This window comes from Xanthomonas sp. NCPPB 1068, assembly GCF_041479385.2.
In the GTDB taxonomy this organism is placed as follows: domain Bacteria; phylum Pseudomonadota; class Gammaproteobacteria; order Xanthomonadales; family Xanthomonadaceae; genus Xanthomonas; species Xanthomonas cannabis.
Genome location: NZ_CM192986.1, coordinates 1864085 through 1888869 on the forward strand (window position 1 = coordinate 1864085; position 24785 = coordinate 1888869).

The 24785-nt window shown below is 66.0% G+C and carries 19 protein-coding genes; 13 read left to right on the forward strand and 6 right to left on the reverse strand.

Going from position 1 to position 24785, the window contains the following annotated elements:
- Nucleotide 1: 1 nt before the first annotated feature.
- The 4 genes from ACCQ12_RS08060 to asnS are packed head-to-tail and all read right to left on the reverse strand — an operon-like array spanning nt 2 to nt 2283.
- Nucleotides 2-334 carry a hypothetical protein gene (locus ACCQ12_RS08060; protein ID WP_039411430.1) on the reverse strand — a complete coding sequence of 111 codons (333 nt, stop codon included), beginning with the start codon at nt 332-334 and terminating at the stop codon, nt 2-4.
- Complete coding sequence (locus ACCQ12_RS08065) at nt 331-636, reverse strand: hypothetical protein (RefSeq protein WP_228313614.1); 306 nt, start codon at nt 634-636, stop codon at nt 331-333. Before ACCQ12_RS08065 ends, ACCQ12_RS08060 begins: the two co-directional genes overlap by 4 nt.
- Nucleotides 633-887, reverse strand: coding sequence for a hypothetical protein (locus tag ACCQ12_RS08070; protein ID WP_372383335.1), 255 nt, complete (start codon nt 885-887; stop codon nt 633-635). Before ACCQ12_RS08070 ends, ACCQ12_RS08065 begins: the two co-directional genes overlap by 4 nt.
- Before the next feature lies 1 nt (nt 888).
- Nucleotides 889-2283, reverse strand: coding sequence for an asparagine--tRNA ligase (gene asnS / locus ACCQ12_RS08075; protein WP_047696596.1), 1395 nt, complete (start codon nt 2281-2283; stop codon nt 889-891).
- Nucleotides 2284-2487: 204 nt separating this feature from the next.
- Between asnS and ACCQ12_RS08080 the strand changes: the two genes are divergently transcribed.
- From ACCQ12_RS08080 to ACCQ12_RS08110, 7 genes are all read left to right on the forward strand, one after another.
- The gene (locus tag ACCQ12_RS08080) at nt 2488-2826 is read left to right on the forward strand and encodes a HesB/IscA family protein (RefSeq protein WP_039411442.1); all 339 of its coding nucleotides are present in this window, start codon (nt 2488-2490) and stop codon (nt 2824-2826) included.
- A 370-nt stretch (nt 2827-3196) separates the two neighbouring features.
- The gene (gene rpsF / locus ACCQ12_RS08085) at nt 3197-3628 is read left to right on the forward strand and encodes a 30S ribosomal protein S6 (protein WP_039411444.1); all 432 of its coding nucleotides are present in this window, start codon (nt 3197-3199) and stop codon (nt 3626-3628) included.
- A gap of 11 nt (nt 3629-3639) precedes the next feature.
- On the forward strand, nt 3640-3870 hold the full coding sequence (gene rpsR, locus ACCQ12_RS08090) for a 30S ribosomal protein S18 (protein ID WP_005991243.1): 231 nt from the start codon (nt 3640-3642) through the stop codon (nt 3868-3870).
- A 242-nt stretch (nt 3871-4112) separates the two neighbouring features.
- Nucleotides 4113-4562, forward strand: coding sequence for a 50S ribosomal protein L9 (rplI, locus tag ACCQ12_RS08095; protein ID WP_039411457.1), 450 nt, complete (start codon nt 4113-4115; stop codon nt 4560-4562).
- Between the two features lie 209 nt (nt 4563-4771).
- Nucleotides 4772-8275 (forward strand): chromosome segregation protein SMC, encoded by a 3504-nt coding sequence (gene smc, locus ACCQ12_RS08100; protein ID WP_372383336.1) that lies wholly within the window; start codon nt 4772-4774, stop codon nt 8273-8275.
- A gap of 56 nt (nt 8276-8331) precedes the next feature.
- On the forward strand, nt 8332-9066 hold the full coding sequence (gene zipA / locus ACCQ12_RS08105; RefSeq protein WP_179456930.1) for a cell division protein ZipA: 735 nt from the start codon (nt 8332-8334) through the stop codon (nt 9064-9066).
- 8 nt (nt 9067-9074) lie between these two features.
- Nucleotides 9075-9458 carry a hypothetical protein gene (locus tag ACCQ12_RS08110; protein ID WP_166752720.1) on the forward strand — a complete coding sequence of 128 codons (384 nt, stop codon included), beginning with the start codon at nt 9075-9077 and terminating at the stop codon, nt 9456-9458.
- Between the two features lie 230 nt (nt 9459-9688).
- Here the strand turns inward: ACCQ12_RS08110 and ACCQ12_RS08115 are convergent, their stop codons facing one another.
- Nucleotides 9689-10813 carry a pyridoxal phosphate-dependent aminotransferase gene (locus ACCQ12_RS08115; RefSeq protein ID WP_372383337.1) on the reverse strand — a complete coding sequence of 375 codons (1125 nt, stop codon included), beginning with the start codon at nt 10811-10813 and terminating at the stop codon, nt 9689-9691.
- A gap of 389 nt (nt 10814-11202) precedes the next feature.
- On the opposite strand from ACCQ12_RS08115, the gene ligA reads away from it, so the two are divergent.
- From ligA to ACCQ12_RS08145, 6 genes are all read left to right on the forward strand, one after another.
- Nucleotides 11203-13704: an NAD-dependent DNA ligase LigA gene (gene ligA / locus ACCQ12_RS08120; protein WP_372383338.1), complete on the forward strand. Its 2502-nt coding sequence runs from the start codon at nt 11203-11205 to the stop codon at nt 13702-13704.
- Nucleotides 13701-14663, forward strand: coding sequence for an EF-P lysine aminoacylase EpmA (gene epmA / locus ACCQ12_RS08125; RefSeq protein ID WP_372383339.1), 963 nt, complete (start codon nt 13701-13703; stop codon nt 14661-14663). The genes ligA and epmA overlap by 4 nt, the downstream gene beginning before the upstream one ends.
- Nucleotides 14664-15017: 354 nt before the next feature.
- Entirely contained in the window at nt 15018-15704 is a 687-nt protein-coding gene (locus tag ACCQ12_RS08130; protein WP_047696583.1) for a DUF3011 domain-containing protein, read from the forward strand.
- 1096 nt (nt 15705-16800) lie between these two features.
- Nucleotides 16801-17865 carry an S-methyl-5-thioribose-1-phosphate isomerase gene (mtnA, locus tag ACCQ12_RS08135; RefSeq protein WP_166750421.1) on the forward strand — a complete coding sequence of 355 codons (1065 nt, stop codon included), beginning with the start codon at nt 16801-16803 and terminating at the stop codon, nt 17863-17865.
- Nucleotides 17866-18074: 209 nt separating this feature from the next.
- A complete protein-coding gene (gene gyrA / locus ACCQ12_RS08140) occupies nt 18075-20777 on the forward strand; it encodes a DNA gyrase subunit A (protein ID WP_372383340.1) in 2703 nt (900 codons plus the stop codon).
- Between the two features lie 215 nt (nt 20778-20992).
- Nucleotides 20993-23491, forward strand: a complete 2499-nt coding sequence (locus ACCQ12_RS08145; RefSeq protein ID WP_372383341.1) for a membrane-bound PQQ-dependent dehydrogenase, glucose/quinate/shikimate family — start codon at nt 20993-20995, stop codon at nt 23489-23491.
- 450 nt (nt 23492-23941) lie between these two features.
- Here ACCQ12_RS08145 and ACCQ12_RS08150 read toward each other — a convergent pair whose 3' ends face one another.
- Complete coding sequence (locus ACCQ12_RS08150; RefSeq protein ID WP_355608517.1) at nt 23942-24670, reverse strand: hypothetical protein; 729 nt, start codon at nt 24668-24670, stop codon at nt 23942-23944.
- Nucleotides 24671-24785 lie beyond the last annotated feature (115 nt).

Sequence of the window (24785 nt, forward strand, 5' to 3'; positions counted from 1 at the left end):
CTCAGGCGCGGCCGCCCATGCTGATGACCATGCGTTCGCGCAGGTCGGCATCGTCGTCGCCTTGCGGTGGCGAGATCTCGTGCAGCGAGAAACCGCGGATCAGCGCGTCTTCTTCGTCCAGCCCGTCCAGCGCGACGAACTCGGCATCGAACAGCGCCGCGCGTGCACTGTCTTCGCTGTCGTAGGCCAGCGTCTTGCCATCGCTGTCCAGCACCTCGGCGGTGCCGGCATCCTTGATGCGCAGGCGTGCCCAGATCAGGGTGCGACCAATGGTAGCCAGCCACCATTGGTCGTGTCCGGTGGAGGTGTCGCGGTCGTCGAGCTCGATAGTCATGGCATTACCTTGGAAAGCAGCCCGAGCAGGGCTGCCATGCCCAGGCCGAAAAAGATGGTCAGCAGCGACAGCCATGCGGGCGTGGCCAGGCCGGATAGGGCACCGTCGCGGTAGCTGCGGTAGCGGCGCGCCAGCAACCAGCGCAATGCCACGGGGCTGATGAAAGCCGGGTCGCCGAAGCTGGCCAATGCCTCCGGATGCCGGTCGCGCATATGCACCAGGGTCAGTGGCCAGAAGATCAGCAGCGCGGTCAGCCCCGCGACGGCCACACCGACGAAACACAGTGCGAAGAACAGAGTCATGTGCCCTCCAGCAGGAGTGCGAGTTTGGGAAGCGCTGCGCCGACCACCAGCGCAGCAATGGTCCACCACAACGGCCGCACGGCATGGCCGACAGCCTTGCGCGCCGTATCGGCCTGCCACCACGCGCCCGGGTTCGGGTGAGTAGACGCCAGCTGCGCCAGCCGCAGACCGCGCGCCCCGGCAATGCCGGCACTCAGCAATGCCACCAGAAAGGCCAGCAATTGCAGCGTGGAGGCGACCAGCAGACTCACCTCAGAACTCCGCGCTGCCTGGCGCGCGCGGATAGGGGATGGCGTCGCGGATGTTGCTCAGCCCGCACACGTACACCACCAGCCGTTCGAAGCCCAGGCCGAAACCGGCATGCGGCACCGAGCCATAGCGACGGAAATCGCGGTACCAGCTGTAGTGCTCCTTGTCCAGCCCGAACTGCGCCATGCGCGCATCCAGCACATCCAGGCGCTCCTCGCGCTGGCTGCCGCCGATGATCTCGCCGATGCCCGGCGCCAGCACGTCCATCGCCGCGACGGTCTTGCCGTCGTCGTTCAAGCGCATGTAGAACGCCTTGATGTGCTCGGGATAATTGGTCACCACCACCGGGCGGCCGATGTGTTCTTCGGTGAGCCAGCGTTCGTGCTCGGTCTGCAGGTCCAGGCCCCATTCGACCGGGAAGTCGAACTTCTTGCCGGAGTTCTGCAGCAGCTTCACCGCATCGGTGTAGTCGATCTGCTCGAACGGGGCATTGATGAAGGCCTCCAGCTTGCTGATCGCGTTCTTGTCCACGCGCTCGGCCAGGAACGCCAGATCGTCGCCACGCTCGTCCAGCACCGCGCGGAACAGGTACTTGAGGAACTGCTCGGCCAGACGTGCATCCTCGGCCAGATCGGCGAAGGCGATTTCCGGCTCGATCATCCAGAACTCGGCCAGATGACGCGTGGTGTGGCTGTTCTCCGCGCGGAAGGTCGGGCCGAAGGTGTACACCTTGCTCAGCGCCAGGCAGTACGCCTCCACGTTGAGCTGGCCGGACACGGTGAGAAAGGTTTCCTTGCCGAAGAAGTCGCGGCTGAAATCCACATTGCCGGCGGCATCGCGCGGCAGGTTGACCATGTCCAGCGTGGAAACGCGGAACATCTGCCCGGCACCTTCGGCGTCGGAGGTGGTAATGATCGGTGTGCTGATCCAGTTGAAGCCGTTCTGATGGAAGAACCGGTGCACCGCCTGCGCCAGGCAGTTGCGGATGCGGGTGACCGCGCCGAACAGATTGGTGCGCGGGCGCAGGTGCGCCACTTCGCGCAGGAACTCCGGCGTCATCGGCTTGGGCTGGATGGGGTAGGTGAGCGGGTCCTCGACCCAGCCGACGATCTCCACGCCGCTGGCCTGGATCTCGAACGACTGGCCCTTGCCCTGCGACTTCACCAGCACGCCCTTGGCAATCAGCGAGCAGCCACTGGTCAGCCGCTTGATCTCGTCGAAATTGGGCAGGGTGTCGTTGGCCACCACCTGGATCGGAGCGAAGCACGAACCGTCGGTCACGTTGATGAAGGCCAGTCCGGCAGATCCGCGCAAGGTGCGCACCCACCCCCGTACCGTGACTTCGCCGCCTTCGGGGAGCTTGCCCGCAAGCGCATGTTCAACGCTGACCACCGTCATGACTTTTCCTCGCCGTAGCGACCTTGAATGGCCTGCGAGTTTACTGGCTGCGGGCGCGCCGGCGCGAGCACCTGAACACGTTGCGCCATGCTGCGCTTGTCGCAGGCGCGCGCTGCCCCCATGTGTTGCGGACGCCATCGCCGAGCGTGCCGCCGGGGTGTGGCGGTCTCGCTATACTTGTCACCACTGTTTTGGAGTGTCCCCATGGCCATCAGCCTCACCCCCGCCGCGCTGGAGCGCGTGCAGCGTTTCGTGCAGCAGACCCCGGGTGCGCTGGGCCTGCGCTTTGGCGTGACCAAGACCGGTTGTTCCGGCTGGGGCCACATCACTGACCTGGCGCGCGAGAAGCGCGATGACGACGCGGTGTTCGAGCAGGGCGGGGTACGCATCTTCGTCGACCCGGTGAGCCTGCCGCTGGTGGATGGCACCCGCATCGATTTCGGCAAGCACGGCCTCAGCGAGACCTTCACCTTCAGCAATCCCAACGCCACGGCCGAGTGCGGTTGCGGGGAGAGCTTTACGACCGAAGCCGAGCATCGCTGAGCCCGGCTGAGCCAATCGGCACTGGAGTCCCTTCTCCCCTCGGGACATTGTCCTCCTTCATGGGGGAGGAAGGTGCCCGAAGGGCGGATGAGGGTGCGGGCGAAGCTTCATGCAGTGGAAGGGCGCGAGTGGCTTCGCCCCGTACCCTCACCCAACCCCTCTACCGCGGGGAGAGGGGCTTGAGCGCCTGCGAGGACGCCACGTTCGCGGGCTGGCTGCCGTAGGTCCAGTTGCGGCTAAGCATCTGAACTGCCATACTTTCCGGCTTCCTGCCCGGGTCCGGGTGGGAACCCTTGCTCCACCGGCCGCCTGTGCGGACTTCCCGGGGAGCTGTCCGGCCCACGTGGCCACATCCGAAAGGTAAAACAACATGAGTCGTCATTACGAAGTCGTGTTCCTGGTCCATCCGGACCAGAGCGAGCAGGTCCCGGCCATGATCGAGCGCTACAAGTCGCTGATCGAGGGCGGTAACGGCACCATCCACCGTCTGGAAGACTGGGGCCGTCGTCAGCTGGCCTACCCGATCCAGAACCTGGTGAAGGCGCACTATGTGCTGCTCAACATCGAAGTCGACCAGGCCGTGCTGAGCGAGCTGGTGGAAAGCTTCCGCTTCAACGATGCGGTGCTGCGTCACCTGGTCGTCAAGCGCGATGGCCCGGACACCGAGCAGTCGCTGATCATGAAGAGCAAGGACGAGAAGGGCGACAAGCCCGAGCGTAGCGAGCGTCGTCGTCGTGACGATGAAGAGGGCGAAGCCCCCGCTGCCACCGATACCGACGGCGACAACGCCGAAGCCGCTTAAGGAGCGCTGTCATGTCCAAGTTCTTCCGTCGTCGCAAGTTCTGCAAGTTCACCGCCGAGGGCGTCAAAGAGATCGACTACAAGGATCTCAACACCCTGCGCCAGTACCTCACCGAGAACGGCAAGATCGTGCCGAGCCGCGTGACCGGTACCAAGTCCAAGTACCAGCGTCAGCTGGCCACGGCCGTCAAGCGCTCGCGTTTCCTGGCGCTGATCCCGTACACGGACAACCACGACGTCTAAGCAGTTCCGCGCAGGAGTCCGCAGTCATGCGGCTCCTTGCGCAAGACCCACACGTGTTTTGTGTGAGTCCCCAGCCCGCACATCCATGTGCGGGTTATCAAAAATTAGAGGCCGGTCATTCGAGATGCGGTGTTGATCGTGTTCTTGCGATTCCCAAATCCCGATTCCCGAATCCCGTCTTTTCGGACAGCACCCGTTGCGCCCGCCCACCGGCCGGCGCTAACGAATAACGGAGCACCACCATGGATCTGATTCTTCTGCAGAAAGTGACCAACCTGGGCAACCTGGGCGACAAGGTCAGCGTCAAGCCGGGCTACGGCCGTAATTTCCTCGTGCCGCAGGGCAAGGCCGTTCCGGCTACCGCTGCGAACGTAGAGGCGTTCGAAACCAAGCGCGCCGAGTACGAAGCCAAGGCCAACACCATCCTGGCCGACGCACAGAGCCGCGCCACCAAGTTCGAAGGCGCCAGCGTCACCATCGGCGCGCATGCGTCGACCGAAGGCAAGCTGTACGGCTCGGTTGGCCCGCGTGACATCGCCGAGGCGTTCACCGCCGCCGGCCTGCCGCTGGAAAAGAGCGAAGTGATCCTGGGCGAAGGCGCATTCCGCAATGTCGGCGAATACGACGTTGTGCTGCACCTGCACGCCGATGTGGAAACCTCGGTCAAGGTCATCGTCGAATCCGACGCCTGATCCAGGCCGTCAGTGTCACCCGAAGGGCGCCTTGTTAGGCGCCCTTTGTTTTTGGGGCGCCGCCGCCAGCGCAGGCATGCCCGTTATACTCATGCCCCATTGCCGGTTCCACGGCCCGCAGATCTTATGGATCAAGGGCTTGGGCGCTGGCTTCACAGGAAAAGTACCTACCGGCTTCGTCCGCGCGGTGCCCGGAATCTCCAGTCCCCATGCGCCTGTCCACGATCAAACTGTCCGGTTTCAAGTCGTTCGTCGACCCGACCACGTTGCACCTGCCCACCAACATGACCGGCATCGTCGGCCCCAACGGTTGCGGCAAGTCCAACATCATCGATGCGGTGCGCTGGGTCATGGGCGAAAGCTCGGCCAGCCGCCTGCGCGGCGACTCGCTGACCGACGTGATCTTCTCCGGCTCCTCGGCGCGCAAGCCGGTGTCGCAGGCGACGGTGGAGCTGATCTTCGACAATTCCGATCACACCATCACCGGTGAGTTCGCCTCGTTCAACGAGATTTCGGTCAAGCGCCTGGTCAGCCGCGACGGCAACAGCGCCTATTACCTCAACGGCACCAAATGCCGGCGCCGCGACATCACCGACCTGTTCCTGGGGACCGGTCTGGGCCCGCGCAGCTACTCGATCATCGAGCAGGGCATGATCAGCCAGATCATCGAGGCGCGCCCGGAAGACCTGCGCGTGTATCTGGAAGAGGCCGCCGGCATTTCCAAGTACAAGGAGCGCCGCAAGGAAACCGAAACGCGCATCCGCCACACGCGCGAAAATCTCGACCGGTTGGGCGACCTGCGCGAGGAAATCACCAAGCAGCTGGCGCATCTGCAGCGCCAGGCGCGTCAGGCCGAGCAATACCAGGCCCTGCAGGAAGAGCGCCGGATCAAGGATGCCGAGTGGAAGGCGCTGGAATACCGCGGCCTGGACGGGCAGTTGCAGGGCCTGCGCGAAAAATTGAATCAGGAAGAAACCCGCCTGCAGCAACTGATCGCCGATCAGCGCGATGCCGAAGCACGCATCGAAACCGGGCGCGTACGCCGCGAGGAGGCCGCCGAAGCGGTGGCCAAGGCGCAGGCCGACGTGTACCAGGTGGGCAGCGCGCTGGCGCGCATCGAACAGCAGATCCAGCATCAGCGCGAGCTCTCGCACCGCCTGCACAAGGCACGCGACGAGGCGCAGAGCCAGCTGCAGGAATTGACCCAGCACATCAGTGGCGATTCGGCCAAATTGGCCGTGCTGCGCGAGGCGGTGGCCGATGCCGAGCCGCAGTTGGAACAACTGCGCGAAGACCATGAATTCCGCCAGGAAGCGCTGCGTGAAGCCGAGGCGCGGCTGGCCGACTGGCAGCAGCGCTGGGAAGCCCATAACCGCGACACCGGCGAAGCCTCGCGTGCCGGCGAAGTGGAGCGCACGCGCGTCGATTACCTGGACCGCCAATCGCTGGAAGCCGACCGCCGCCGCGAAGCGCTGGTCAACGAACGTGCCGGGCTGGATCTGGATGCGCTGGCCGAAGCGTTCGAGCAGATCGAACTGCGCCACGAAACGCAAAAGGCGTCGCTGGATGGGCTGACCGAGCAGGTGGAAGCGCGCAAGCACGCACTCGGCGGCCTGCAGGAACAGCAGCGGGCGAGCCAGGGCGAGCTGGCGGAAGTACGCAAGCAGGCGCAGGCCGCGCGCGGCCGGCTGTCCTCGCTGGAAACCCTGCAACAGGCCGCGCTCGGCCAGGAGCAGGGCGCGGCGGTGGCGTGGCTGAAGTCCCGGGGCCTGGACTCGGCGGCGCGGGTGGGCGAGCGCATCAGCGTGGAAAGCGGTTGGGAAAACACCGTCGAAAGCGCGCTGGGGCAGTTGATCGAAGGCGTGCTGGTGGAGGCGCCCGAGCAGCTGGTGGACGCCCTGGGCGAGTTGGGCGAAGGCCGCATCGCGCTGGTGTCCGATGCCACCGACACCGCCACGTTCGCGCCGACCTCCTTGGCCGCCAAGGTGCAGGGGCCGATCGCGATCCGTCGCCTGCTGGCGCGCCTGCACGTCGCCGACGATCTGGCGGCCGCGCGCGCGCTGCAGCGCAGCCTGCCCGAGGGCGACTCGGTCATCACCCGCAATGGCGAGCGGCTGGGCGAGGGCTGGGTGCGCGTGTCGCGCTCCGGCGCCGCCAAGCAGGGCGCCTTGCTGCGCGAGCGCGAAATCCAGGACCTGCGCACCCAGATCGAAACCCTGCAGGAGCGCGAAGCCGAGCTCGAACACCAACTCACCAGCTTCCGCGAGCAATCGCTGGCGGCCGAGCAGCAGCGCGAAGATGCGCAGCGCCAGTTGTACATGGCCCACCGCAGCGTGTCCGAACTGGCCGGCCAGTTGCAGAGCCAGCAGGGCAAGGTCGACGCGGCGCGCACGCGCATCGACCGCATCGAAAGCGAACTGGCGCAATTGCTGGAAACGCTCGATACCAGCCGCGAGCAGGCCCGCGAAGCGCGCGCAAAACTCGAAGATGCGGTCACCTTGATGGGCGATCTGCAGGGCACGCGCGAAGCTTTGGAAAACGAGCGCCGCCAGCTCACCGACGCGCGCGACCAGGCCCGCGACGCCGCGCGCGGCGTGCGCGATGCGATGCATGCCCTGGCGCTGACGCTGGAGTCGCAACGCACCCAGATCACCTCGCTCAGCCAGACGCTGGAGCGCATGGACAGCCAGCGCGGGCAGCTCGACACGCGCCTGGAAGATCTGGTCGCCCAGCTCAGCGATGGTGATTCGCCGGTGGAAACGCTGGAGCACGAACATCAGGCCGCATTGAGCGAGCGCGTGCGCACCGAGCGCGCGCTGGGCGAGGCGCGCACCCTGCTGGACAGCATCGACAGCGAACTCCGCAGCTTCGAACAAACCCGTCAGCAGCGCGACGAACAGGCGCTGGCGCAGCGCGAACGTATTTCGCAGCGCAAGCTCGATCAGCAGGCGCTGGTGCTCAGTGCCGAACAGTTGTCGGCTGCCGTGGTCAAGGCCGGGTTCGTGCTCGAAGACGTGGTCAACGGCCTGCCCGAGGCGGCAAATGCGGCCGAATGGGAAGCAGCGGTGGGCCAGATCGACGGGCGCATGCGACGCCTGGAGCCGGTGAATCTGGCCGCCATCCAGGAATACGGCGAAGCTGCGCAGCGTTCGGAATATCTGGACGCGCAGAACCTGGACCTCAATACCGCGCTGGAAACCCTGGAAGAAGCCATCCGCAAGATCGATCGCGAAACCCGCGGCCGTTTCAAGGACACCTTCGACCGCGTGAACTCCGGCGTGCAAGCGTTGTATCCGCGCTTGTTCGGTGGTGGTCACGCGTATCTGGAACTCACCGGCGAAGACCTGCTCGACACCGGCGTGACCATCATGGCGCGCCCGCCGGGCAAGCGTGTGTCCAGCATTTCGCTGCTGTCCGGCGGCGAGAAGGCGATGACCGCGGTGGCGCTGGTGTTTGCGATCTTCCAGCTCAACCCCGCGCCGTTCTGCCTGCTGGACGAGGTGGACGCGCCGCTGGACGAAGCCAACGTCGGCCGCCTGGCCAACATGGTGCGCGAGATGAGCGAGAAGGTGCAGTTCCTGTTCGTCAGCCACAACAAGGCCACGATGGAAGCGGCGCGCCAGTTGTCCGGCGTGACCATGCGCGAACCGGGTGTCAGCCGCCTGGTCAGCGTGGACCTGGAAGAGGCCGCACGTTTGGCGGGTGCGGCATGACGTGCCATGCTTGTTGGAATGATTCCACCCGTCACTTTTACGCGGAGGCACGCTGAATGTCCGACATGGCCATGATCCGGATCGGGATCCTGATCGCTGGACTGCTGCTGGTCGCGGCCATCTTCCTGTTCGGCCGCCCGAAGAAATCACCGCAGGGCCGTCGCGTCGACAAGGACGACGGGCAGCCGCGCGAGCGGCGCGAGCCGGTGATTTCCGGCGATGCAGATGTCGACGGTGTTGCCTTCGAGCGCAGCGAGGGCAGTGCCGAACAGAGCGAGCTGTCGCTGGACGCGCAGGACGCGGCCGGCGGTAACGATGTCGGCAAGCGCCCGAACCAGGATTTCGACAAGATCGTGTCGCTGTTCGTGGCCGCCAAGGCCGGGCAGATCCTGCGTGGCGAGGACGTGGTGGTGGCCGCGGAAAAGACCGGGCTGGTGTTCGGCCACATGAATGTCTTTCACCGTCTGGTGGAAGGGCACCCCGAGCGCGGGCCGATCTTCAGCATGGCCAGCATCCTCAAGCCCGGCAGCTTCGACATGGCCAACATCCGCGAGATGCAGACGCCGGCGATCGCGTTCTTCCTGACCCTGCCGGCGCCGATGACGGCGCTGGATGCCTGGGAAAAGATGCTGCCGACCGTGCAGCGCATGGCCGAGCTGCTGGACGGCGTGGTGCTGGATGACAGCCGCAACGCATTGGGCCGGCAGCGTGTGGCGCATATCCGCGACGAGCTGCGCGCCTACGACCGTCAGCACCAGGCACCGCCGCTGACCAAATCGCCGCGCTGGTGAGTTGAGCAATGTTGAGCCTGCAGGGCGTGTTGGCAGTGGCGCTACTGCTGGTGCTGTGGGCAATCCTGGCGATGCCGCTGCTGTGGATCTTTACCAGAATCGCCGCACGGCTGCGCAAGCGCCCGCGCAACTCGCCGTGGGTGATTGGCGGTTTTGCAGCCGCCATCACCTTGCTGGTGGCGCCGGTACCGACGCCCTTCATCAGCGTGTTCCTGCCGCATGCGATCGCGCTGTTCGACCGCCGTTACTACACGCACATCCTGCAAGGCTCGCCGATGCTGCGCGAGCTGCTGCTATGGAACGCCGGCTCGATGGCACTGACCTTCGTCATCAGCTATCTCTGGATCCGGCACACGCTACGCGCACCGCAGAGCGAGACGTCGGATCAGTAGGCGAAAGCCCCTCTCCCGGCGGGAGAGGGGTTGGGGTGAGGGTACGGGGCGAAGCCACTTGTGGTGTGTCATTTCTGAAGGCGCGTAGCGACGCGCTTGACCTCCCAGGCGGTGACAACTTCGCGACGCGCCCCTCATCCGCCCCTGGTGGGGCACCTTCTCCTCCATAAAGGAGGACAATGTCCCGATGGGAGAAGGGTTCGCGTGGGCTTTATCAAACGCTTTGCGAGTTAGCGCTTGGCTTTGCCGAATGCCTCACGAAAACGCACCATTTCCGCCTCGGTGCCCACGCTGACGCGCACGCGCTTGGGCCAGATCGGCCAGCTGCGGCCGACGATGACGCCCTGCTTCTGCATCGAATCGGCGAACACGCTCGCATCACGTTTGACGTCCAGCAGGAAGCAGTTGGCCTGCGAGGGCAGGCAGGTGTAGCCCTTGCCCTTGAGCCAGGCGATGGTTTCGTCGCGCACGCGGGCGTTGTCTGCACGGCGGGTCTGCACCAGCAGCGGGTCGCGCAGGCTGGCGATGCCGGCGGCCATCGCCGGTACCGACAACGGGTTGCTGCCGAGCGCGGCAAGTTTGGTCTGCAGTCCCGGCGGGGCCAGGGCGGCGCCCAGACGCAGGCCGGCCATGCCGTAGAGCTTGGAGAAGCTGCGCAGCACGATCAGGTCCTGGCGCTGCCGCACCAGATCGGCCACCGAGGGCTCGTTGCTGTAATGGATATACGCCTCGTCGACCACCAGCACCGCGCTGGCCGGCTTGTTGGCCAGCAGCCATTCGATGTCGGCGCGCGGGGTGATGGCACCGGTGACATTGCCGGGATTGCACAAATAGATCAGGCCGGCGGTCGGGTCGGCCTTGGCCATCGCCTTGACGTCGTGCGCGCCATCGGCACGCAGCGGCACCTTGCGCACGGCCACGCCGCGGGCAGTGGCGCTTTCGATCAGCGGGTCGAAGCTCGGGTCGGCCACCACCAGCCCGGCGCGCGCGGAGGTGAACAGGCTGCCGGCCCGGTTCAGCGCGTCGCGCGAGCCGGGAAACAACGACAGATGATCGTTGGGCAACTGCAGCTCGCCGGTCATCAGGTTGCGCAGATCCCGCTCCATCTCGAACAGGTAGCGGCCCGAGCGCGCCAGCGAACGCGTGGCAGCGTCAACCGCCGCCGGGGCAGGCCCAAGCGGGTGCTCGTTGAGGTTGAGGTACACGGTGCCGGCCGCGGCGGCCACGCCCGGCGTTGCCGGCGCCGCGGCGCGCTTGCGGGCCGCCTCGGCCGCGGGTGCCAGCCCCAGTGCGGAAACCGCCACGCCGGTGGTGGCGAGGCTGAGAAACGAGCGGCGCGAGACGGGCAACGACACGGGTGAGCTCCAGAGGCGGCGGGCAAAGAGGGCGCCACGCTAGCCGGTTTGGGCGTGTCTGCCTATCGGGAAATACCCGCAGGGCCGGTCGCGCAGGTGCGCGCGCTGCAATCAGGTGGCAGCGACGGTGGTGTTTCCCGCGTTTGCGTACACAGGTCAGGTAACCGCCGGGCCCGCTTCCAACGGGCTCCGGGCTGTGGCTGAAGCATCTGCTTCGCTCCGATGCCGACACCCTGGCAAGGTGCGGGTTACGCATGGCCACCGCGGCCGACGCCGCCAATGCCAACGATTTCATCATCGATCAATCCGCGCGACCGAAGGCGCTTCCGCCAATGCTTGGCATCGGCACGGCCCGTTAGAATGAGCGGCCCAGAGCCAGCCCCGCGATCATGACTGCCAGCCCGGATCCCGCTCAGCGCATCGCTGCCTTGCGTCGCCGCATCGACGATGCCAACTACCGCTATCACGTGCTCGACGAGCCGCAGCTGGCCGACGTCGACTACGACCGTCTGATGCGGGAGCTGGAGGCGCTGGAAGCCGAGCACCCGTCGTTGGCCAGTGCCGATTCGCCAACGCAGCGGGTTGGCTATCTGGCCGCCTCGCGCTTTGCCGAGGTACGGCATGCCTTGCCGATGTTGTCGCTGGGCAATGCCTTCAGCGACGAGGAAGTGCGCGAGTTCGTGCGGCGCATCAGCGAGCGCCTGGAGATCAAGCAACCGGTCTTCTCGGCCGAGCCCAAGCTGGATGGGCTGGCGATCAGCCTGCGCTACGAAAACGGCGAGTTCGTGCAGGGTGCCACCCGCGGCGATGGCGCCACCGGCGAGGATGTCAGCGCCAATCTGCGCACGGTCAAGGCGATTCCGCTGCGTCTGCGCGGCCAGGGCTGGCCGCAGGTGCTGGAAGTGCGCGGTGAGGTCTACATGCCGCGCGCCGCGTTCGAGGCCTACAACGCGCAGATGCGCGCGCAGGGCGGCAAGGTGCTGGCCAATCCGCGCAACGGCGCGGCCGGTTCGTTGCGCCAGCTGGATGCGCGCATCACGGCACAGCGCCCACTGAGTTTCTTCGCCTACGGCGTGGGCGAAGTGCGCGACGGCGCATTGCCGCAAACGCATTCGGCCATCCTGGCGCAGCTGCGCGACTGGGGCTTTCCGGTCAGCCAGCTGGTCGATGTGGTGCAGGGCAGTGAGGGCCTGTTGGCGTACTACCAACGCATCGGCGAAGCGCGCGATGGATTGCCATTCGATATCGATGGCGTGGTCTACAAGCTCGACGATCTGGCCGGGCAACGCGAGATGGGATTCGTGTCGCGCGCGCCGCGTTGGGCGATTGCGCACAAGTTCCCGGCGCAGGAGCAGTCCACCACGGTGGAGGCGATCGAGATCCAGATCGGCCGCACCGGTGCGGCCACGCCGGTCGCACGTCTGAAGCCGGTACACGTGGCCGGCGTCGTGGTCACCAATGCGACCTTGCACAACGCCGACCAGATCGCGCGGCTGGATGTGCGCGTGGGCGACACGGTCATCGTGCGCCGCGCCGGCGATGTGATTCCCGAAGTGGCCGGTGTGGTCGCCGACCAGCGACCGGCCGGCACGCAGGAATGGCGCATGCCCACGCAGTGCCCGGTGTGCGGTTCGGAGATCGTGCGCGAGGAAGGCCAGGCGGTGTGGCGTTGCTCGGGTGAGTTGACCTGCCCGGCGCAGCGCAAGGAAGCGTTCCGGCATTTCGTTTCGCGTCGTGCGATGGACGTCGATGGTCTCGGCGAAAAATTCATCGAGGTGCTGGTCGACAGCGGGCTGGTGCAGGGCGTGGCCGATCTGTATCTGCTCACCGTGGATCAGTTGTTGCAGCTGCGCCTGATCAGCAACGCCGAGAGCCCGCATGCGTTCCTGCGCGAGGTGCGCGAGCATCTGGCCAGCGGTGCGTATGCGCAGCTGGAAACCCGTGTGGTCGGCATCGGCGTGGACCTGGCAGGGGAGCACGAGGTGCCGCAGACCTGGCAGGCCGATCTGCTGCGCGCAGGCCTGCCGAGCTTCGACTGGAACCGCAGGAAGATCGCCACCAAGTGGGCCGAGAACCTGATCGAGGCGATCGAGACATCGCGCGACACCACGCTGGAGCGCTTCCTGTTCGCGCTGGGCATCGAACATGTGGGCGAGAGCACGGCCAAGGCCTTGTCGGCCTGGTTCGGCGATCTGGAACTGATCCGCCATCTGCCGTGGCCGTTGTTCAAGCGCGTGCCGGATATCGGTGGCGAAGTGGCGCGTTCGCTCGGGCACTTCCTCGACCAGCCCGGCAATCAGCAGGCTATCGACGACCTGCTGCAACGCGGCGTGCGTATCGGCGATGCGCATCCGCCATCGCCCAAGCTGCGCGAGGCGTTGAGTTTTGCCAGCGTACTGGAAGACATGGACATCCCCAAGGTGACGCCGGTGCGCGCGCAACAGCTTGCCGCTGCGGTGGAGTCGTTTGCTGCGCTGCGCACGGCAGGCGCCGATGTCTTGCAACAGGCCGGCGTTCCCGCGCCCGTGGTGGCCGCGTTGCTGCAATGGCTGGATCGCCCGGAAAACGCCGCGTTGGCAAGCGCGGCGCAACAGGCGATGGAAACGGTGCTGGCGCGCCTGCCGGAAGCCGATGCGCTGCAGACCGGCCCGCTCGATGGCCAGACGGTGGTGATCACCGGCACCCTGGCCGCGTTGACGCGCGATGCCGCCAAGCAACGCCTCGAAGCATTGGGCGCCAAGGTCGCCGGCAGCGTGTCGAAGAAGACTGCGTTTTTGGTCGCCGGCGAGGAGGCCGGTTCCAAGCTCGACAAGGCGCAATCGCTGGGCGTGGAGATCTGGGACGAAGCACGGCTGCTGGCCTTCCTGGGTGAACACGGGCAGCAGCCGTGACGGCAGCGCAACTGGATCTGGCTGCACTGCAACTGCGCGCGCAGCTCAACGCGGCGATTCGTGCGTTTTTTGCCGAGCGCGGCGTGCTGGAAGTGGAAACGCCGGTGCTTTCGCAGGCCGGCAATACCGAGCCGAACATCGAGAGTTTCAGCACCCGCTTCAGCGGGCACGTGGATGCCGGCCCGCCCGTGCGCTGGTTACGCACCTCGCCGGAATACCCGCTCAAGCGCCTGCTCGCCGCCGGTCTGGGCGATTGCTACGAGCTGGGGCGTGTGTTTCGCAATGGCGAAGCCGGCGGCCGGCACAACCCGGAATTCAGCATGCTCGAGTGGTACCGGGTGGGCTGGGACGACCGCGCGCTGGCGCAGGAAACCATCGCGCTGGTGCAGCGGGCGCTTGCGTTGGTCGGGCGTGCGGCTGCGGTGCAGGTGCTCAGCTACCGCGAGCTGTTCGTGCAGCGGCTGGGCATCGACCCGCTGCTGGCGCCGGAACAGGCATTGCGTGCGCCGCTGCAGGACATCGCCATCGACCCGCAGGGGCTCACGCGCGATGACTGGCTGGACCTGCTGATGACCCATCGCCTGCAGCCGGGGTTTTCCGGCGACACGCTCACCGTGGTGCACGACTGGCCGGCCAGCCAGTGCGCGCTGGCCCGGATCCGCCACGACAACCCGCCGGTGGCCGAACGGTTCGAGCTGTATCTGGGCGCCTACGAGGTCGCCAACGGCTACCACGAGTTGAACGACCCGCAGGAGCAACGCGCGCGTTTCCTGCGCGACAACGCGCGGCGCGCGGCGCGCGGTTTGCCGCAGCTGCCGCTGGACGAGGAGCTGCTTGCGGTGTTGTCGCAGTTGCCGGACTGCGCGGGAGTGGCGGTGGGCGTGGACCGTTTGTTGATGGCCTTGCGCGGCACCGCGCAGATCGCCGACGTGCTGGCCTTCGAGTTCGCGCGTGCCTGAGGACGGGGGCGGCCGGCGTCGCGCTGGATCGCACCACGCAGATCGCGGACGTGCTGACGTTCGAGCTCGCGCGCCTATGGCCTCGGCGCGGCGGGCATTGCGCTAGACCGCCAGGGCGTTTCCGGACGCAGGTGCTCCGCCGCAGCTTGCTGCGCACCAGGCCGGCGCGGCGCATGACGGACGTGGCGGATCCGTCGACGACACCGCTCCACGCGCACCGCGCGACAGTGCGCGTGCACCTCGCTGCCATGCCGCTGTCAGCTGCGCCGTATTGCTATCTTCACATCGATGATGCTCTCATCTTCACGTCCACGGGGGCGCGACGTAGATCGTTTCGGGGTGAGGATTGTTGGCATGAAGTGGCTGATCAGCTTATGCGGTTTGTGGTGCCTGCCGCTGCTGATGCTCGCCGATGCGCGTGCTTCCGAGCGTGCGGCCGGTGTGGTGCGCTGCGAGTCCAAGGACATGGCGCGCGTGCATTGCGCGATGAACATTGCCAATGGCGTTCAGCTGGTGCGCCAGCTCTCCGAGACCAGCTGTATCCGCGGCAGCGAATGGGACGTCGAAGACGATGGCGTGTGGGTCGAACAGGGCTGCCGCGCCGAATTCGCCGCGTCCCGCGTGCAGACCGCAACGGTGATGCGCCGCGTGGTGCGCTGCGATTCCAATGGCGGCAAGGTGGCGTGCCCGGTGGTGTTGCGTGGCGCGCCGGTGCGGCTGCTGCGGCAACGTTCGATGTGGCCGTGCAAGGAAGGCCGCACCTGGGGCGTTCGCCGTAACGAGATCTGGGTGTCGCGTGGGTGCGATGGCGAGTTCGAAGTGGGTGCCGAAGACGGCTCCGGCTTCGTGACGGTGCCGCGCATGGTCACCTGCGAATCCAAGAAAAGCGCGCGCCGCACCTGCGGGGTGTCGGTGGAGCGTGCGGTACGGCTGGGCCGGCAGATGTCCAGGACGCCCTGCGTGGAAGGCCAGACCTGGGGCTGGAGCCGCGATGGTGTCTGGGTGAACGACGGTTGCCGCGCCGAGTTCATCGTCGACTGAGCGGTTATCAGGGCTGCTGCGCGACTACGTGTCGGTCTAGTGCTTTAGGTCTTCGCCGCGCCGCGGCTGCCCCGTGGTCTGGCTGCAGGGCCCTTGCACGCCCACCGTCGCGGGATACGCTGCAAGTACATCCCGGTAAGCTCCGTGGCGGCATCCATGCCGCCATCCAGTCTCCATGGACGGGTTGACGGCGTGTCCCGCGAGCGGTGAGGGCGCCGCGGCCTCGACCAGGCTTGAAGATGGCCAAGCGATCGCGATAGGCGTGATGCAGGCGTCGCTACCTGATTTCTCAATACCGGCAGATCAGGAGGAGAGCGGATGGTCTGCGCCTTTGCTGCAGGGCCCTTGCCCGCCCACCATCGCAGGACACGCCGCAAGTACATCCCTGTAGGCTCCGTGGCGGCATCCATGCCGCCAAGGGTCCCGCGACGGTGGGCGGGCAAGGACCAGTCGAGATGGTCGGTGTGCAGAGCTATCAGCAGAGCAACCAGCAACCCATGCGATGCGGTGTCTTCGCTCTTCAGTAAAACCACCAGCCAACTGCCTGGCGTGGTGTCCTCGCCGATTGCGGGACCGTGTGGCGGCATGGATGCCGCCACCGAGCCTCCACGGACGGATTCACGGCGTGTCCCGCGAGCGGTGAGGGCACCGCGCCCTCGACCGGACTTGAAGACAGCCAAGCGATCGCTACACGCACGATGCAGGCGTCGCTACCTGATTGCTCAATATTGGTAGATCAGGCGAAAAGCGGATCATCTGCGCCTTTGCTGCAGAGCCCTTGCCCGCCCACCATCGCAGGACCCGCTGCAAGTGCGTCCATGTAGCTCCGTGTCGGCATCCATTCCGCCAAGGGTCCCGCGACGGTGGGCAGGCAAGGACCAGTCAAGTTGGTCGGTGCGCAGGGTTTTCAATCAGCAACGGCAAGCTGCGCGACGCGGCATTTTCGTTTTCAGCAAGACCGCCAGCCAACCGTCTGGGATGAGGGTGCCGCGATCTCGACCAACCGGGCGGTTGCGCCTGATGCATTGCTGCGCGGTCTGCGATCTGGGCGACGCCTTCCACTGACTGCACCGCCCCTGCGCCTTACAATGGACGCATGAACGACAGCGCCCATATCGATTACGCCCGCTACGACCACATCCGGCCGCTACTGTGGACCGGCGATGCCCTGGAATTGCTCGACCAACGCAAGCTGCCCTTCGTGGTGGAGCATGTGCGTTGCGACACCAGCGACGCGGTGGGCGAAGCGATCCATTCGCTGGCCGTGCGCGGTGCGCCGGCGATCGGCATTGCGGCCGGGTGGGGCGTGGTGCTGGCCGCGCGCGACATCGACGCCGATGACGGCAGCGCCGCGCTGCAGAAGCTCGAACCGGCGCTCCTGCGGCTCAATGCCGCACGCCCGACCGCGGTCAACCTGGCGTGGGCGCTGATGCGCATGCGTCGGGTGTTGGGCGCGGCCGGCGCGGACTGGCGCGAGGTGATCGCGCGCGAGGCGCAGGCAATCGCGGATGAGGATCTGGCCGCCAACCGCCATATGGGTGCGCTCGGCGCCGACCTGATCGCCCCCGGCAGCGGCGTGCTGACCCATTGCAATACCGGCTCGCTGGCCACTGCCGGTTTCGGCACGGCGCTGGGCGTGATTCGCGCCGGCATGGCGCAGCAGCGCATCGCCAAGGTGTTTGCCGGCGAAACCCGGCCCTGGCTGCAGGGCGCGCGCCTGACCGTGTGGGAGCTGCAGCAGGACGGCATCGACGCCACCCTCATCGCCGATTCGGCGGCCTCGCATCTGATGAAGTCCGGCCTGGTGCAGTGGGTGATCGTCGGCGCCGATCGCATCTGCGCCAATGGCGATACCGCCAACAAGATCGGCACCTATCAGCTGGCCATTGCCGCGCGCCACCACGGGGTCAAGTTCATGGTGGTGGCGCCGTCGTCGACCGTGGACATGGCCACCGCCAGTGGCGACCAGATCGAGATCGAGCAGCGCGATCCAGGCGAATTGTTCGGTGTGGGCGGGGTGCGTACGGTGGCCGACGGCATCCATGCCTGGAACCCGGTATTCGACGTCACCCCCGGCAGTCTGATCGATGCCATCGTCACCGAGCGCGGGGTGATCGTGCAGCCGGACCTGGCGCGGATGCAGGCAGCCTTCGGCGCCTGAGCCCGGCGCGGCGCACCTGCGCCGCAAACGTCCGGCAAAGTCCTGCAAGTGCTTGTTTCTGGCTGGTAAACCGGAGGCGTCGGGCTGCCCCTTCGTGGTACAATCCGGGGCTTGAATCGATCGGCGGGAGCGTGGGGTCGGCAGCCTGTGGGTAAGGCGCCCCCGACGCGGCTTTCCGGCTCGCCCGCCACCTCACTTACGGAACCCGAATGGCAGAAACCGCCAAGGAAATCATCCAGGTCAATCTGGAAGACGAGATGCGCAAGAGCTATCTCGATTACGCGATGAGCGTGATCGTGGGCCGCGCACTCCCCGATGCCCGTGATGGCCTCAAGCCTGTGCACCGTCGCGTGTTGTTCGCGATGCACGAGCTGGGCGCCCACAGCAACAAGGCCTACTTCAAGTCGGCGCGTATCGTCGGCGACGTCATCGGTAAGTACCACCCGCACGGCGACCAGTCGGTGTACGACACGCTGGTGCGCATGGCGCAGCCGTTCTCGCTGCGCTACATGATGGTCGATGGCCAGGGTAACTTCGGTTCGGTCGACGGCGACTCCGCGGCGGCGATGCGTTACACCGAGTCGCGCATGTCGCGGCTGGCGCATGAGCTGATGGCGGACATCGACAAGGAAACCGTCGATTTCCAGCCCAATTACGACGAAAAGGAACTGGAACCGACGGTGATGCCGACCCGGCTCCCGAGCCTGCTGGTCAACGGTTCGGCCGGTATCGCGGTGGGCATGGCCACCAACATCCCGCCGCATAACCTGACCGAGGCGATCAACGCCTGCATCGCGCTGATCGACACCCCGGAGCTGGATGTCGAAGGCCTGATGGAATACATCCCGGGCCCGGATTTCCCCACCGCCGGCATCATCAACGGCACCGCCGGCATCGCCGCCGGTTATCGCACCGGCCGTGGCCGTGTGCGCATCCGTGCCAAGGCCGATGTGGAAGTGGCCGACAACGGCCGCGAGGCGATCGTCGTCACCGAGATCCCGTACCAGGTGAACAAGGCGCGGCTGATCGAGAAGATCGCCGAGCTGGTCAAGGAAAAGAAGCTCGAAGGCATCAGCGAACTGCGCGATGAGTCCGACAAGGACGGCATGCGCATCTACATCGAGATCAAGCGCGGCGAGTCGGCCGAGGTTGTGCTCAACAACCTGTATCAGCAGACCCAGATGGAGTCGGTGTTCGGCATCAACATGGTCGCGCTGATCGACGGCCGCCCGCAGTTGATGAACCTCAAGCAGATGCTGGAGGCGTTCATCCGCCACCGCCGCGAGGTGGTCACCCGCCGCACCATCTTTGAGCTGCGCAAGGCGCGTGCGCGTGCGCACGTGCTGGAAGGCCTGACCGTTGCATTGGCCAACATCGATGAAATGATCGAGTTGATCAAGACCTCGGCCAACCCGCAGGAAGCGCGCGAGCGCATGCTGGCCAAGACCTGGCAACCGGGTCTGGTCGGTGCGCTGCTGGGCGCGGCCGGTGCCGAGGCGTCCAAGCCGGAAGATCTGCCGCCGGGCGTGGGCCTGATCAAGGGCTTTTACCAGCTCAGCGAAGTGCAGGCGTCGCAGATCCTGGAAATGCGTCTGCATCGCCTGACCGGCCTGGAACAGGAAAAACTGACCGACGAGTACAAGCAGTTGCTCGGCGTCATCGAAGGCCTGATCCGCATCCTGGAAAATCCGGACGTGCTGCTGCAGGTGATCCGCGACGAGCTGATCAATATCCGCGAAGAATACGGCGACGAACGCCGCACCGAAATCCGTCACAGCGAAGAAGATCTGGACATCCTGGATTTGATCGCGCCGGAAGACGTGGTGGTGACGCTGTCGCATGCCGGCTATGCCAAGCGCCAGCCGGTGAGCGCCTATCGTGCGCAGCGCCGTGGCGGCCGTGGCCGGTCTGCCGCCGCGACCAAGGAAGAAGATTTCATCGACCAGCTGTGGCTGGTCAACACGCACGACACGCTGCTGACCTTCACCAGCAGCGGCAAGGTGTTCTGGCTGCCGGTGCATCAGCTGCCGGAAGCCGGCTCCAATGCGCGTGGCCGCCCGATCATCAACTGGATTCCGCTGGAATCCGGCGAGCGCGTGCAGGCGGTGCTGCCGGTGCGCGAGTACGCCGACAACCGCTATGTGTTCTTCGCCACCCGCAACGGTACGGTCAAGAAAACGCCGCTGAGCGAATTCGCCTTCCGTCTGGCGCGCGGCAAGATCGCGATCAATCTGGACGAAGGCGACGCGCTGGTCGGCGTGGCGTTGACCGATGGCGACCGCGACGTGTTGCTGTTCGCCTCCAACGGCAAGACCGTGCGCTTTGGTGAGTCCACCGTGCGCTCGATGGGCCGTACCGCCACCGGTGTGCGCGGTATCCGCCTGACCAAGGGCGAGGAAGTGGTCAGCCTGATCGTGGCCGAGCGTGCCGGCGGTGTCGAAGAAGAGATCGAAGGCGACGAGGTCGATGACGTGGTGGAAGCCACCGATGGCGGCGAGCCTGCCGTGATCGAGGTCGCCGACGACGGCAATGTGGCCTACATCCTGACCGCCACCGAGAACGGCTACGGCAAGCGCACCCCGCTGGCCGAATATCCGCGCAAGGGGCGGGGCACCCAAGGCGTGATCGGCATCCAGACCACCGAGCGCAATGGCAAGCTGGTGCGTGCAGTGCTGCTGGGCGCCACCGACGAAGTGTTGCTGATTTCCGATGGCGGCACGCTGGTGCGCACCCGCGGTTCGGAAATCTCGCGCGTGGGCCGCAACACCCAGGGCGTGACGCTGATCCGTCTGTCCAAGGGCGAAAAGCTGCAGGCGGTCGAACGCCTGGATGCATCGCTGGATGAAGTGGACGATGTGGTGGAAGAGGTGGCCGCGCAGGCCACCGTAGTGCCGCCGGCAACCGAAGAATGATCGGTTGATCGTGCAGCGGCATTGCTGCAGCTGACCGAAAACGCCGGCGGAAGCCGGCGTTTTTTTATGCCGGTCATTGTTGCAGGCCATGACATCTGCAACGCAGTGTCCTCGACCGATTGCCGCGAAAAAGGCGGCTCTTTCACCCGCGCGGGCCGAAGGTGGTTGGCGGTGCGGCGGCGTTGCGTTGCCGCTGAGTCGAAGAGGAACAACTGATGACGATTCTGGATCGTCCTTCCGGTCGCGGCCATTGGGCGCTGGCGATATTGGGAGGTGTGATTGCCGTGCTGGGCGCAGTACTGCTGGCCGGTGGCGTGTGGTTGGCCGCGCTGGGTGGCTCCTGGTATTACCTGCCGGCCGGTGCGGCAATGGTGATTGCCGGCGTCTTGCTGGTGCGGGGCCGCAATGCGGGCGCATGGTGGTTTGCTGCGGTGGTGGTGGGTTCGCTGCTGTGGACATGGTGGGAATCGGGCAGCGATTACTGGCGCTGGGTGCCGCGTCTGGGTTTGATCGTCGGCCTGGCATTCGTGCTCGCGCTGTTGCTCCCGAAATTGCAACGCCCGGTGTCGCGCGCGGTCTCGCGCAGCGTGGCAGGCGCGCTGGCGGCAGTGTTCGTGGTCGCCTTCGTGCTGGCCTTCGTGCCGCACGGCGTCACCGAAGCCGATGGCGCGCTGGCGCAGGCGGCCGGCATGGTGGGTGGTCTGCTCAATCGCACTGCATCCGCCCCGGGTGCGGCACCTGGCGCACAGCCGGCGAACGCACCTGCCGACGGCGACTGGGCTGCCTACGGACGCAGCCAGGCCGGGCAACGTTACTCGCCGCTGCAGCAGATCAATCGCGACAATGTGGCGCAGTTGCAGCAGGCGTGGGTATTCCATACCGGCGATCTGCCGAGCAAGCGCTGGGGCGCGGAGACCACGCCGCTGAAGGTGGGCGACAGCCTGTACCTGTGCACCGCGCGCAACCAGGTGATCGCGCTGGATGCCGCCAGCGGCAAGCAGCGCTGGCGCTACGATCCCAAGGTCAAGGACGAGGCAATTCCGTACACCGCGGCCTGCCGCGGGGTGTCGTATTACGAAGTGCCGGCAGCCGCCAACACTGCAGACGCAACGGCAACGGCAACGGCAACGGCAACGGCAACGTCGCCGGCAGCGCTGTGCCGCACGCGGGTGATCGAAGGCACGCTGGACGGCCGCTTGATTGCACTGGATGCACGCAGCGGTACGCCATGCCCAGACTTCGGCAGCAATGGTCAGGTCGATATCACCGTCGGCATGGGTCAGACGCCGCCGGGCTATGTGTCGATCAATTCGCCACCGGCCATTGTGCGTGGCGTGGTGGTCACCGGCCATCAGGTGCTCGACGGGCAGAAGCGTTACGAGCCTTCCGGTGTGATCGAAGGCTTCGATGCAGTGACCGGCAAGTTGCGTTGGGCCTGGGACATGACGCATCCGGACTGGAACGGTGCACCGCCGCCGGGCCAGAGCTGGACGCGCGGCACGCCCAACATGTGGACCACGGCGGCCGCCGATGAGCAGCTGGGCTATGTGTATTTGCCGATGGGCAATTCCACCGCAGATTACTGGAGCAGCTCGCGTACGCCGCAGGAGAATCGCTACGCGACCTCGCTGGTGGCGCTGGATGTGGCCACGGGCAAGCCGGTGTGGAATTTCCAGACCACCCACATCGACGCCTGGGATTACGACCTTGGCTCGCAGCCGAGCCTGATCGATTTCCCCAAGGACGGCGTCAACGTGCCGGCGGTCTTGCTGCCGAGCAAGCAGGGCGAGTTGTATGTGCTGGACCGGCGCACCGGCAAGCCGCTGGTGGGCGTGGAAGAACGTGCGGTGCCGGGTGGCGGCGTGGAGCCGCAGATGCGCGCCAAGACCCAGCCGTTTTCGCTGTATCACACGCTGCGCAAGCCGGATCTGACCGAGCGCGACATGTGGGGCATGACCCCGATCGACCAGCTGGTTTGTCGCATCCAGTTCCGCACCGCCAGCTACAAGGGCATCTATACGCCGCCGGAAGCGGAGCGCCATTCGATCGAATACCCCGGCTATAACGGCGGCTCGGACTGGGGCAGCGTGGCGGTGGACCCGCAGCGCGGCGTGATCGTGGCCAACTACAACGACATGCCCAATTACAACCTGCTGGTGCCGCGCGCCAAGGCCGACAAACTGGGCTGGGCACCGCGCGACGAGGTACGTGGCGATGCCGGTGGCGCAGAAGGCGCGGGCGACCCGCAGGCAGGCACGCCGTATGCGATTAACGTCAATGCCGGCTGGCGGCTGCCGTTCACCAAATTGCTGTGCAAGGAACCGCCGTACGGCGGCATCCGCGCCATCGATCTGGCCAGCGGCAAGACGCTGTGGGACCGCCCGTTCGGCAGCGCACGCGGCAATGGCCCGTTTGGCATCCGCTCCGGGTTGCCGATCGAGATCGGCACGCCCAACAACGGCGGCGCGGTGGTGACGGCAGGCGGTTTGATCTTCATCGCCGCCGCCACCGACGACCTGATCCGCGCCATCGATCTGGCCACCGGCAAGGAGCTGTGGCATGCCAAGTTGCCAGCCGGCGGCCAGGCCAACCCGATGGTGTACGCGTATGGCGGCCGCGAATATCTGGTCATCATGGCCGGCGGGCATCACTTCATGGAGACCCCGGCAGGCGATGCATTGATGGCCTACGCGCTACCGCAGCAGGCGCCATGATGCTGGGGGCGATCGAAGGCCGCTGGTAAAGCCGGCGATGACACGGCTGCGTGGCTGCCGAGCCGCGCGGCCGGTGTCTGAAATCGGAATGCGCCGATGCATATATGGCGCGACCAGGCGCACGGCCGCCCGCAACCACGCTCGTCTGCATCACTCGTCGGCCACTCAAGAATGCCGAAGCATGAAACAAAGAAAGCGCACCGCAAGCGGTGCGCTTTTTGCAGAAAATCAGGGGGGCTAAAACGCTTGATTCGCTCGAGACGCCATCCTCGTGGAGAGGCGCAACGCCACATTAGCGATGCATCAGGCCGTACGCTCCTGCGATTCCCGATTCACTGTTAATTCGCACGGTACGCATCCTCGGCAATAGGCGTAACGCCACATCGGGATGCATCAGGCCGTACGCTCTTACGATTCCCGATTCCCGATTCCCGATTCCCGATTCCCGATTCAGCCAACGTTCGCCGCCACCTCATCGTCCCGCACCGCATCGCGCACATCCTGCGCCAGCGTCGCCTTGACGATGATGGAACGGATGGCATCGGTGGCTTCGGAGAGTGGTACATCGCTGCTCAGGCGCTGGAAGGTGTCACGGCTGTTGTAGCCGGAGCCGTCCTTCAAATAATGGTCGTACATCGACAGCAGATCCTGGCACGCGGTGATCAAGGCCGCCACATTGCCGCGTACCAGCGCGTGGCCGATCTGATCGAAGCTGTGCAGGCAGTCCGCCAGCCAGTGCAGGTCGTAGCGCGCGGTGCTCGGCTCCGGCGCGCTGTGGCCGCGGCTGTAGGCGCTGTAGCGACGCAGGCTGCGTGCCACGCGGGCGACATGCGCAAACAGGGTGCCGATCTCGTTGGCGATATCCAGCCGCTGCACCATCACCATCGGGATCACCTCGGTGGCCGCGGCGTCCTGCTGCCCGGCTGCGTTCTGCTCCTGCTGGTCCAGCGACTGCTTGAGCACAGCGTAGCTGCGCTGCAGCGATTCCAGCTCCAGCGCGCTGGCCGCCGCACGCGCCTTCAGCTGCGACAGCGCTGCCTGGTAGCGGCCAAGGCTGTCCTGGGTGCTGGCAAGCTGGCCGGACTCGGCGCGCAACTGGCGGCCGCGGACGAATGCCAGTGCCGTGGCGATCAGGGCCCAGAGTGCGAATGCAGGCACCAGGTAGATCAAGATGCCCATGGAGATTCCTCGAAACGTTGCATACCTTGTCGGCCAGGCAGCGGCGTTCTTGAGGGCAATCGCCGGGAGTGTGATGCGGTGGTCAGGCGTGAGGTCGGCCTTGCCCACGCGGAGC